Origin of the sequence: Nostoc sp. DedQUE02 (assembly GCF_034531035.1) — a bacterium.
GTDB lineage: Bacteria > Cyanobacteriota > Cyanobacteriia > Cyanobacteriales > Nostocaceae > Nostoc.
Map to the genome: position 1 here is coordinate 97536 of NZ_JAVRBY020000022.1, position 12097 is coordinate 109632.

Sequence of the window (12097 nt, forward strand, 5' to 3'; positions counted from 1 at the left end):
GCCCTTTTCTACGAGAGGCTACTTCGGCTTACCTCGACTTCTCTACGAGACGCTACGCGAACGCTCGGCACAAGTCGCTCAGTACAAGTGCGCCAACGGCTACGCTCAGGACAGGCTCGGCGACCACCTGGGTGCTGAATTCTTACGTGTTTTAAAGGTTTATTTGCAGTACCAATCCACTAGGAAGTCTGAAGTAATCATCATGCACTCTCACTAATCTCCCAGCCGGCACAATTTCCTGATTAGGAAGAAGAATATCCCCGTTGGGAAGTCGGAAGTAACCTTGATTACGCAATCTGGCTATGGATCTAGCAGGAATAATTTGCCCATTGGGATATCTGATGTCACCATTGCCAAGTCTGACTACTCTGTTATTGAATTGGTTGTCACGGTTCCAATTATCCCGATCTCTAGGGTTTCTGACTTCTACAGGATAGGGTCTGCCGTCGCGGTTCCAATTATCCCGATCTCTAGGGTTTCTGATTTCTACAGTATTGTTGGATCTGTGATCGCGGTTCCAATTGCCCCTGTCTCCAACGTTTCTGTCGTCTCTATAGTTGGATCTGCCGTCGCGGTTCCAATCTCGATCGCTTTGAGCAACAACGTGGGCTTTCGTCTCGGCATTTGCAGGCGCAGTCAAGAGTGTGGGAACAACGAACAGGGCAGCAGTAGCAGCTAAAACTATCGATAAACGGTTTGATTTCAACATGGAATGGATTCCTTATTTAGATTAAAGTTCTATTATGATTAGCTTCAAATTCAGCAATTTGGAGAGTTGCTTTTGTTTTGGCATCAAGATGTCTAATATTTCCCTCTTCGTATAAATTCATACATTACAATTATTGCTCAAAAGCTCTGAACCGATGTATGACCAAAGTCATTAGTAATTCCAAACTGATGTATGACCAAAGTCATCAATTATTGGGTATAGGGCATGGGGCATGGGGAAAGGGAAAGGGGTAAGGGGAAAAGGGTAAGGGAAAAGGGGTAAAGATTAAATTTATTCCTTTTCCCTTTAACCTGGTTGGTGAGCTTGCCGAACCATAACCTTTTCCCCTGCCCCCCTGCCTCCCCTGCTCCCCTGCTTCCCTGCTTCCTGCCTTTCTTTGTCAGATTTTGCTACCGTCAACAGCTGAGATCGTTTAAGCTAGCTGAAAGATTCTTTGATTAGTGGCTTAAAGGCGGTAGTGTGCCTAAACATGTTCGTTTGATTTCTCTTCTAATGGTTTGTAGTTTGTGGAGTATGCCAAAAGCCGCTAACGCGCAGGCATTAATACCCCATACACTGCAACTAGATGCGACAAAGTTAGAAAAGCAGGGGTTGAGCTTGGCGCAAGAGGCGGCTCAACTGGCTCAGTTTCAACAGGTTGATTTAGCTTTGCCACGAGCGCGGCTGGCTAGTCAACTGGCTCCGGGGAATGATAAAGTGTGGTTACTTTTAGGTGGATTGCAGTTGCAAACGAAAGAGTTTGATGGAGCGATCGCTAGTCTGAAAAAAGCACAATCTCTCAACCCTAAAAATGGTGATATTTTATTTGCTTTGGGTTCAGCGAATTTTCAGCAGAAAAATTACCAGGCTGCTGTTGTCAATTATCAAGATGGTTTGAAGTTAAAACCCAACGATCCAGAGGGTTTATTTGATTTGGGTAATGCTTACTATTTGCTGGGTCGATTACCAGATGCGATCGCGCAGTACGATAAAGCCGTCTCTCAAGATAAAAAATTCTGGCCAGCGCTCAACAATATTGGCTTAATCAACTACGAACAGGGTAATATCCCCGAAGCGATTAAGCGCTGGCAATCTGCTGTAACCCTTGATAAACAAGCCGCAGAACCTTTATTGGCTTTAGCAGTGGCACTGTATACTAAAGGCGATCACCAACAAGGACTAACCTTGGGAGAAGCTGCACTCCGTATCGATTCGCGCTATGCTAATTTGAATTTCCTCAAAGAAAATCTCTGGGGCGATCGTTTACTGTCTGATACGAAAAAATTCCTAGAATTACCGCGTATTCAAGCAGCTCTACAGCAACGAGAAAACTCATCATCAGCGCCTACGCCTAGACAACAGCCTACTCAATAGGAGCAGGGGAGGCAGGGGAAGCAGGGGAGGCAGGGGGAGCAGAATTAAATTATTAATTAATTCCCAATGCCCCATTCCCCATTCCCTATTTCTATCACCACTTGCCTAACAGTACCTTTTCGTAGTACATATATACTAACAAAATACAGGAAGTAGTCGCCCAAAAATATTGGCGGGTGACTACTTCCTGAAATAAATCGTTAATTCCCAGTGTTAGTCTGTGGGTAGAAGTGCGATGATTTGGTCAACAAACTGCTGATGGTCAACAACTGGCTTAGAGATGTAGCCATCAGCACCGCTTTGCTTGAGAAAGTTCTCGCGATCGCCTTCCATAGCATGTGCCGTCACCAAAATAACAGGCAAATTTGCTGTTTTTGGATCGGATTTTAACATTTGTGTAATTTTGATGCCATCAACAGACTTGCCTTGATAAACACTTCTGGAGAGAGAAACATCCATCAAAATCAGGTCGGCTTCTCCTGATTGGGCAATTTTTATGACTTCTTCGACATTTTCAGTGTGTTTTACACCCAAGCCGCCACGCTTGGACAAAATTTTGGAAAAAACACGAGCATTAATTAGATCGTCTTCGACAATTAAAACAGTTTTCATGAGAATTTTAGTTATAGAGGTGAGGAAATTCAGGAATTCCAGAATTCAAAATTAAAGATTTGCAATCATGGTAAGTATCATGGCTACTAAGTTTATGTAGATTATACTCGTGTGCATCCTGTTTAACTGGTTGCGGCGATCGCGAGTATTCGAGCGTCGGAGTCTTCTGCGATACCTTTATGTTAGTGGCAGGAGAAACGTGGCTCTGTTACTGGGGACTGAGAAAACATTCCCAAATTTGGGAGGAGTCAGAGCAAATTCCATAATTTTTCTGCTGATTACCCAGTTCCTTTTAATAGTCAATTACATTCTCGTCATCAAGGATGATACTACTGCTTTTTCTTCTGTGAGTATCAAAATTTTGTTATGAATCTCATTTCATCCGTTATGCTGTGGTTGCCGCAGTGTTGAGTTCCATCAGCTTTTGTATAGTTAAATTTCAGGGAAAAAACTCATGGCAAAACAGTTAAACCTTCTCTCAACGGGACAGGTAATTACAACAGCCCTGCACACCGAGATGCAACGGTCTTATCTAGAATATGCCATGAGCGTGATTGTCGGGCGAGCGCTACCAGACGTGCGTGATGGCTTAAAACCAGTGCATCGGCGCATTTTGTATGCAATGCACGAACTCGGTTTGATCCCAGATAGACCTTATCGAAAATGTGCCCGTGTAGTGGGTGATGTGTTGGGTAAATACCATCCCCACGGCGACCAATCAGTTTACGATGCTTTAGTCAGGCTGGTACAGGATTTTTCTAGTCGCTATCCTTTACTCGCAGGACACGGGAACTTTGGTAGCGTTGATAATGATCCGCCAGCAGCGATGCGCTACACAGAAACGCGCCTCGCACCAATCAGCCATGAGGGAATGCTGACAGAAATTGGTGAAGAAACTGTGGAATTTGTCGGGAACTTCGATAATTCCCAGCAAGAACCAACGGTGCTACCTGCTCAGTTGCCGTTTCTGTTGCTCAATGGCTGTTCTGGTATTGCCGTGGGAATGGCGACAAATGTCCCACCGCACAACTTGGGGGAAGTTGTCGATGGGTTAATTGCCTTAATCGACAACCCAGATTTGCCAGATGAAAAATTATTTGAGCTAATTCCAGGGCCAGACTTTCCCACTGGTGGGGAAATAGTTGGTGAAGCGGGAATTCGGGAAGCGTACACCACAGGTAAAGGTGGAATTCTGCTGCGGGGAGTTGCGACTCTGGAGGAAATTCCCGCCGCGAGGGGAAGCAAGCGACGGACGGCAATTATTATTACAGAATTGCCTTATCAAGTGAATAAAGCTGCCTGGATTGAGAAGGTAGCGGACTTAGTAAATCAAGGACGCTTGCAAGGAATTTCCGATCTTCGGGATGAGAGCGATCGCGAAGGGATGCGAGTGGTAATTGAACTCAAACGCGACACCAATCCCCAAGAAGTTCTCCAGAATTTATATCACCAAACTGCTTTGCAAATGACTTTTGGGGCAATTCTCCTCGCAATAGTGGATGGACAACCCCGCCAGTTAAGTTTACGTCAACTCTTGCAGGAGTTTTTGAGATTCCGAGAAGAGACGCTGAACCGTCGCTACAATTACGAGTTGGGTAAAGCCCAAAATCGTGTGCATTTGGTAGAAGGTTTGCTCAAAGCTCTGTCAAATTTGGATGAGGTAATTCAAATTTTGCGCCAAGCTCCCGATGGTAGTACGGCAAAAATTAACCTTTGTAGCCGACTGGATTTGAGTGAGGTACAAGGAGATGCAATTCTCGCTATGCCGTTGCGCCGCCTCACTAGTTTAGAACAGCAAAATTTGCAGCAGGAATTTGATCAAATCAGCGAACAAATTAGGTTATTGGAGCAATTACTGAGCGATCGCCGCGAATTGCTCAAAGCGCTGAAAAAAGATTTGCGATCGCTCAAGCGCAAGTACAACGATCCCCGGCGGACGAAAATTGGAGAGGAGCAGAAGTCTAAGACAGAGGAGCAGAAGGGCACAGGAGCAGAGGGGCACAGGAGCAGAGGGGCACAGGAGGAGGAACTTAAATCTTCTGAACCAGTAGAAGAGGCAGTTTTAGAATTTACCCAACGAGGTTATGTCCGCCGCACCCAGCCATCTGGGAAAAAGTCAAAAGCTGAAAATGGTTTACACGATAACGACTTCATTATCCAAACTGTTTTAACTGACACAGGGAAAGACTTGCTAATCCTAACTGGTGGGGGCAAAGTGTATCCGGTGAATGTGGGAGAAATTCCCCCAACTACTGGACGTTCTCCACGGGGAAAACCTTTGATTACGATGCTCAGTAGTACTGCTCAAGGCGCTCAAGAAGCCGTAGTTAGCCGCTTTTTGCTGCCAGAAAATCTCGCAACTAAGCAGATGATTCTTCTAACAAAACAAGGAAGAATTAAGCGTCTGTCTCTGGAAGAATTTACTAACCTGACTCGGCGCGGAATCACAATTTTGAAGCTCAAAGACGATGATGAATTGTCATTTACCCAATTCACAGCTCCAGGGGAGCATCTGATTTTGGCTAGTTCCGGTGGGCGGATGTTGCGCTTTGCAGTCAATGATGAACAATTACCGATTATGGGGCGCACTGCAATGGGTTTACAAGCATTTCGGTTATTGAGAAATCAGCAAATGGTTGGCTGTGTCACTGTCGGTAAAGATGACCAATTACTGCTAGTTACTCAAGAAGGATATGCCAAGCGGATGGCTGCGAGTCAGTTGAGAGCGGCTAATCGCGGTGATTTAGGCACACAAGCGCTGAAATTTGCTAGCAAAACTGATAACTTAGCTGGGATGGTGATGGCGATGCCAACTCTTGGAGACGCTACGCGTAGCTTGCTTCCACGAAGTGGTACGGCGGGCTACGCCAACGCATCTGGCGAAGTGGCTTTAGTGACGAATAAGGAGCGGGTAGTGCGGATACCTGTGGAAACAGTGCCGCTCTTAGGTAGAGATGTCAAAGGTGAAAGCATTCTCCAACTCAACCGCGATGAAAAAATCATTACTGTTGCTGAAGTGCGATCGTAAATCAGGGTGATGTTTAACTTACGACAAGCCAACTTGCAGGATTTAGAGGCGCTGATCCAACTGCGTCTCGAACTCCTGCGGGAGATTGGCGATATTAAAGGTGACTCTTACACCACAAAACTAGCAGAAGCAACTCGAAAATATCTTGGCGAAAAAATGCCATCAGGTGTGTTTTTAGCTTGGGTAGCTGAGGTGAATAGTCAAATTGTTGCCACTAGCGGCTTGGTATTTTTTCAACGACCCCCTTACAACGGCAATCTTTCAGGCTTGGAAGCCTACATTATGAACGTATACACAATTCCGATGTGGCGAGGACAGGGAATTGCAACAGCTTTATTAAAGGAAATTATCAGCTTTGTGAGAGCAACTGAGGCAAAACGCCTCTGGCTTCATACTACTGAGGATGGTAAACGTATCTACGAGAAGGTTGGTTTTGTCTCGACTTCAAAAGAAATGGAAATTCTCTGGTACTGACCTATATTTTCAATAAATTTTTATTTTTTAAATACTAAAGCTCACGTCAATCAAGCAATGTAAATAAATTATTTGATAATTACTTTTAATAAGACGATATTTTTTATCAAGATTTGTAGGTTGGGTTGCAATACTGCTCGGGTTTTGGATTTTTAACTCGGAGTTGGGTTTGGGGAAAAGGTTAAAGGGTAAAGGTTAAAGGTTTTTTCTTTCCCCTTTTCCCCTTAACCGACAAGTATTGGGTTGGGTTGAACTTTAGTGTTACTCAACAAAGCCCTGAAAATGTTAGGTTTCGTTCCTCAAACGTTAAGCGAGTGGTATTGACTTAACACTTCTTTTATCTCAGTAAATCTGACTGAAGACCGATGTTTTAATCTGTATAAATAGCTATTTCTATTTATGTCAAGCTATGGAAACAAAAGTACAAAAAATGTTGCTTTTATGAAAATATTTGTTATATTAGTTTACATAAGGCAATAAACCTTTAAGAATTAAGTTTGGAGTTTCAACCATGACAAATGCAAGCACAACAAAAGTCACTACTCCTGTAATTGAAGATCGCAACGCTTGGCGTTGGGGCTTTACCCCACAAGCAGAAATTTGGAACGGTCGGTTGGCAATGATTGGCTTTTTGGCAGCCATTTTGGTTGAAGCTTTTTCTGGTCAAGGCTTCCTACATTTTTGGGGCATCCTATAAGTTTTAATATCCAAGATGACCTATAAATAAAAAAACCTGGAGTGCTAATTCACTACCAGGTTTTTTATTGTTTTGTCATTTCTCAAATGTCATTTGTCATTTGTTTATTTACTAATGACCAATGACTATTGACTAATTGACTACCGAATATATTCTTTGAGAACACTGTTACGATTTGGGTGGCGTAACTTGCGGAGTGCTTTTGCCTCAATTTGACGAATCCGTTCGCGAGTAACGTTGAAAATCTGTCCAATTTCCTCAAGGGTTTTCATCCGACCATCATCCAAGCCGTAACGCAATCTGAGAACATCGCGTTCACGAGGACTGAGACTGTCGAGGACTTTTTCAAGGTCTTCGCGCAGAAGATTTTTAGAAACTTGGTCTTCTGGTGTTTCACCATCAGATTCAATAAAATCGCCCAACCGAGAATCTTCTTCTTTACCAATAGGCGTTTCTAGTGAAATAGGCAACTGAGCGGATTTAGCAATGAAGCGCAACTTCTCAATGGTCATTTCCATCCGAGTCGCGATTTCTTCTTCGGTGGGTTTGCGACCCATTTCTTGAGATAGTAACTTGGTAGTTTTCTTAATCCGAGAAATGGTTTCGTAAAGGTGAACTGGAAGCCGAATTGTGCGGGATTGGTCTGCGATCGCACGGGTAATTGCTTGACGAATCCACCATGTAGCATAGGTGGAGAACTTATAACCTTTTTCGTGGTCAAACTTTTCAGCGGCACGAATCAAACCGAGACTGCCTTCCTGAATTAAGTCCTGGAACGACAAACCACGATTCATGTACTTCTTAGCAATTGAAACTACAAGACGGAGGTTAGATTGCACCATCTTGTCTTTCGCTCTGCGACCAACATGGAGGCGATAACGAAAGGCTGGTAGTGGCAGTTGTACTGCTTCTGCCCATTCACTATCTCGAGGATCGCGATCTAACTGTTCACAGAGTCTTTCGCGTACCCTTTCTAATTCCAGCAAATCGGCTATTTTCCGCGCCAATTCGATTTCTTCGTCTGCCCGCAACAGACGAATTCTACCAATTTCTTGCAAGTAAAGCCGAATTGAATCTTCTGTGTAATGCTTTTTCTTGCTTTGTGTCCGACGACGCGATTTAGCGGCTTTTCCAGACTTTGCGTCGTCCTCATCAGACTGAGGCTCTAAAAATTCCTCGTCACCTTCATCGATGATCAGCAAGTCCTCTTCATCGTCTATTAAGAGTTCTTCTAACTCGAGCTCAGGCTGATTTATTATTTCTAGGTCAGGCTGATATATGCTTTCGAGTACGTTGTTAGCCTGGTTCATGCCGCGTTCCTCATGCTCCTTGCAGAATCAATTACTCAAGATGTGTTTACTGCTCTTTTAAACGAGCCAATTACCAACCGAAAATAAGCTTTTTGGCAGATTTGCCAGAAATATTTTCGGACGTTTTACACCTCCGGTTGGAGGGGTTTTACTTTAGTTTAAGCAATTACTAAAGGTGACTTGCTCACTTTAGTAAATGTTATATGTGTTGCTATCACATATTGCTTTCAACTAACTGGTCAAATAAAGACTTGCCTTTATCAAAAAATTTGCCACTCTATACAAATAAGTTCAGACTGTTGGCAGATTTTCCTATAAAGACTCTTCCGATTGTAGCCTGTTTCACAGAAATTGCACTCTTTTTGTGTATTAATCATGAACTCATTAAGCAACTGTTAGCAACTTTCACCAAAAAGACATTAAAAACGGGAGTTAACCCTGAAATTTTTTCTTTACTTTTCGGAATTGCAGTGACGCTCTTATTACATTACGAAGTAAGTACGCTTGCTTTTGCCGAATTTCATGTGTTTTACACAACATTAATTACTGAGGAAGAGTGCATTTTATGTTAACTCAGAGAAGAAGTCTTAACCTACCCATTTTTACATTTCCTTCATAAATTACGCATCCCTTAGACTCAGGCGAGTGTTGACCTTGGGTAAATACAACAACTGTGCTGGTGCTTGCCTTGAAGCAGTTACCTTCTGCGTACTAACTACCTTAACTGAGGAGTTGAGGCTGTGGCAGAATCGACCTGATCGGAGATCAATTTAGGTTTAACTAATTTGGTCTTATTCACACGTTAGCGCACTGTGGCGATTTCAGCCCTATGAAACTTGACAAACTCTTTTTATTGTATACAAGGATATTTTAATCAATTAAAAAACAATTTGTCCTGCGAATTCGCCAATATAGTCCTATCTTAGGCAAAAGTACATTAGATACATACGATACAATAGCGATCGCCGCAGCACTACATGAAGATATTAACAAGTTTTCAGCTTTCTGGTGTGTGCTTCCACCAACTATCACCGTGAACACAGATAATCCAGAAGATTACCTGATGATTTGGTTACAAAGCTTTTTTGCGTAACCTAATTGTAAATTTAAATACTTTTATTTCGGTGAGTTTCTGTCATCTTATGATGATAAATCCTCAAAATACTTATTAATTGCGGTTTGATAGATGATATTCAGTTATTTTCTTAGAGCATAACAAATGTCTTTCCATCTGGTGGGCAAAATTAATCAACAAGTCAGAGCAAAGAGTATTACCAGGACTAGATTTCCAAGAAAGTTGGTAGTTTTGCTAACACTTGAATATTAATTGCTTTAAAAATATTGACAATAAGTGCATTATGTGAATTTGCTAACTGAGAATTTGAGAATTTTTGTAATTATGTAGTGCTGACCTACCACTTGTGTGACAAGTCTAGCTAATTTTTTTAATTAATTGTTGGATTGTTGTGTCTAGTTCTAAGTCAGGGTGGCTTTCAAACCTACGCTAACGAAAAAGAGTTGGTATAGAGCAATACAGTTTAGTTCAGTCCAAAACCCGATGTAGAGACGCGATTTATCGCGTCTTGAAAGACCAATTATCTACATCAATAACCCTTAACCCAAAAGATCCCCGACTTCTTAAAGAAGTCGGGGATCTTGTTTTTTACGAATGATTTCGGATTACTGGTATTAGATATCTAGATCGGTGAAGTTGAGCTTAGAACCATAGGTTTCGATGAATTCTCGTCTGGGCGCAACCCGATCGCCCATTAAAATTGTAAAGATGCGATCGGCTTCGGCGGCATCCTCAATTTCGACTTGCTTCATTTTACGAGTTTCTGGGTTCATGGTGGTGTCCCAGAGTTGTTGTGGCATCATTTCACCCAAACCTTTGAAGCGTTGGATGGTGTAGTTGGCATTAGCAGGGAATTTGGCGATCGCTTGATTTTTTTCGCGATCGCTATAGCAGTACTCATGATTACGTCCCCGTTCTACTTTATACAGTGGGGGACAAGCAATATAAATAAAGCCTTGTTCGATGAGCGATCGCTGATATCGATAGAAGAATGTTAACAACAAAGTCCGAATGTGCGCTCCATCTACGTCAGCATCCGTCATGATGACTATGCGGTGATAGCGCAGTTGAGTAGAATCGAATTCATCACCTTTGACACCTAAACCGAGTGCTGTAATTAACGCTTGAACTTCGTTGTTTTTATAAATTTTCGCGTCGTCGGTTTTTTCAATGTTAAGAATTTTACCACGTAGAGGCAAGATAGCTTGAGTACGGCGATCGCGTCCTTGTTTTGCACTACCACCTGCTGAGTCCCCTTCTACGATGAATATCTCGGATTCACCAGGGTCACGAGAACTACAATCTGCCAATTTGCCAGGTAATGGTGAAGATTCCAGTACAGATTTGCGTCGAACTAATTCCCGCGCATGACGCGCTGCTTCTGCGGCTTTGAAAGCTTGGATAGCTTTATCTAAAATCGCATCGGCAACACTAGGGTGAAATTCTAAGTACTCAGTGAGGACTTCTCCCACCAAGGAATCCACAATACCGCGAACTTCGGTGTTACCGAGTTTAGTCTTAGTTTGTCCTTCAAATTCGGGATCGGGAACTTTAACGGAAATTACGGCTGTCAAACCTTCGCGGACGTGTTCGCCACTGAGGTTAGGTTCATTCTCTTTAATTTTATTGCGCTTACGAGCGATCGCATTTAATGTCCGAGTCAGAACCGCCTTCAACCCTTCTAAGTGCGTACCACCATCCACCGTGCGAATATTGTTAGCAAAACCCAGTACATTATCCGTGTAAGCATCAGTACACCATTGTAAGGAAACTTCCACTTGTACGTTGTTGCGTTCCCCCTGCACATAGATAATTTCTTCATGCAGTGGCTGCTTCTCGCGGTTCATGTAAGCAATGTACTCTTTGATCCCACCCTTGTACTCGTAGGTTTCTACCTTAGATGTATCGCTTTTTAGTAGTTCTAAACGGTGGTCACTAAAAGTAATTTTGACACCTGCATTCAGATACGCCAATTCCCGTAGGCGACCTGATAAAGTTATGTAATCAAACTCAATGCTAGTAGTGAATATTTGGACATCTGGCTTAAAAGTAACAGAAGTTCCAGTTCTAGCTTCTTTGTAAGGCTTGACTTGCAGCTCACTAACTGGGACACCACGTTCGTAGCGTTGGATATGAACCTTTTTATCTCGCCAAACTGTAACTTCTACAACCTCAGATAGGGCATTAACAACAGAAATACCAACCCCGTGCAATCCTCCAGAAACTTTGTAACCACCGCCACCAAACTTTCCACCAGCGTGTAGTACCGTCATTACGGTTTCCAAAGCCGATTTTCCGGTGCGCGAGTGAGTATCGACGGGAATACCGCGACCATCATCTGTTACAGTCACCGAACCATCAGCGTTGATATCTACTTCTATATGAGTGCAATGACCCGCCAAAGCCTCATCAATTGAATTGTCCACCACCTCGTAAACTAAATGGTGGAGTCCTCGCGGCCCAGTGGTACCGATGTACATTCCTGGTCTTTTGCGGACGGCTTCCAGACCTTCCAGAACTTGAATCTGATCGGCACTGTAACTGCTCGTCATGTAAACTCTCCTGATGCGTGGGGTTGAAATCGCCTAAAGGCAAATAAAAGTAAAAACACTCCAAAATTGTAACACAAAAGCCTTGCTGGCGTCTGTAGGGCATTTTCAAGAGAAGTTTATACTGGGGTTGCAGTACCGTGCAAGAGGGGCAGAGGAGGCAGAGGGGCAGGGGGAGCAGGGGAGGCAGGGGGAGCTGGGGAAAAGGTTATGGTTCGGCAAGCTCACCAACCAGGTTAAAGGGAAAAGGAATAAATTTAATCTTTCCC

At 43.2% G+C, this 12097-nt stretch carries 9 protein-coding genes; 5 read left to right on the forward strand and 4 right to left on the reverse strand.

Features of this window, described 5'->3' with window-relative positions; genetic code table 11:
- Positions 1 to 151: 151 nt before the first annotated feature.
- The gene (locus RMX98_RS18250) at positions 152 to 709 is read right to left on the reverse strand and encodes a hypothetical protein (protein ID WP_322680074.1); all 558 of its coding nucleotides are present in this window, start codon (positions 707 to 709) and stop codon (positions 152 to 154) included.
- Positions 710 to 1189: 480 nt separating this feature from the next.
- On the opposite strand from RMX98_RS18250, the gene RMX98_RS18255 reads away from it, so the two are divergent.
- On the forward strand, positions 1190 to 2083 hold the full coding sequence (locus RMX98_RS18255) for a tetratricopeptide repeat protein (protein ID WP_322680075.1): 894 nt from the start codon (positions 1190 to 1192) through the stop codon (positions 2081 to 2083).
- A 213-nt stretch (positions 2084 to 2296) separates the two neighbouring features.
- Here RMX98_RS18255 and RMX98_RS18260 read toward each other — a convergent pair whose 3' ends face one another.
- Complete coding sequence (locus tag RMX98_RS18260; protein ID WP_069073372.1) at positions 2297 to 2695, reverse strand: response regulator; 399 nt, start codon at positions 2693 to 2695, stop codon at positions 2297 to 2299.
- Positions 2696 to 3149: 454 nt separating this feature from the next.
- Here RMX98_RS18260 and gyrA point away from each other — a divergent pair, with 454 nt between their 5' ends.
- The 3 genes from gyrA to RMX98_RS18275 all read left to right on the forward strand — a co-directional run bounded on the left by gyrA (position 3150) and on the right by RMX98_RS18275 (position 6894).
- Positions 3150 to 5723: a DNA topoisomerase (ATP-hydrolyzing) subunit A gene (gene gyrA / locus RMX98_RS18265; RefSeq protein ID WP_322680076.1), complete on the forward strand. Its 2574-nt coding sequence runs from the start codon at positions 3150 to 3152 to the stop codon at positions 5721 to 5723.
- A gap of 9 nt (positions 5724 to 5732) precedes the next feature.
- On the forward strand, positions 5733 to 6197 hold the full coding sequence (locus tag RMX98_RS18270) for a GNAT family N-acetyltransferase (protein WP_322680077.1): 465 nt from the start codon (positions 5733 to 5735) through the stop codon (positions 6195 to 6197).
- A gap of 511 nt (positions 6198 to 6708) precedes the next feature.
- Positions 6709 to 6894 (forward strand): chlorophyll a/b-binding protein, encoded by a 186-nt coding sequence (locus RMX98_RS18275; protein WP_322680078.1) that lies wholly within the window; start codon positions 6709 to 6711, stop codon positions 6892 to 6894.
- A 140-nt stretch (positions 6895 to 7034) separates the two neighbouring features.
- On the opposite strand, the gene rpoD is transcribed toward RMX98_RS18275, so the two are convergent.
- Positions 7035 to 8204, reverse strand: coding sequence for an RNA polymerase sigma factor RpoD (rpoD, locus tag RMX98_RS18280; protein ID WP_069073375.1), 1170 nt, complete (start codon positions 8202 to 8204; stop codon positions 7035 to 7037).
- A 1689-nt stretch (positions 8205 to 9893) separates the two neighbouring features.
- Positions 9894 to 11831, reverse strand: a complete 1938-nt coding sequence (gene gyrB, locus RMX98_RS18285; RefSeq protein ID WP_322680079.1) for a DNA topoisomerase (ATP-hydrolyzing) subunit B — start codon at positions 11829 to 11831, stop codon at positions 9894 to 9896.
- A gap of 82 nt (positions 11832 to 11913) precedes the next feature.
- Between gyrB and RMX98_RS18290 the strand changes: the two genes are divergently transcribed.
- Positions 11914 to 12097, forward strand: a 184-nt coding sequence (locus RMX98_RS18290) for a hypothetical protein (RefSeq protein ID WP_409881343.1), incomplete at its 3' end; no start/stop codon positions are given.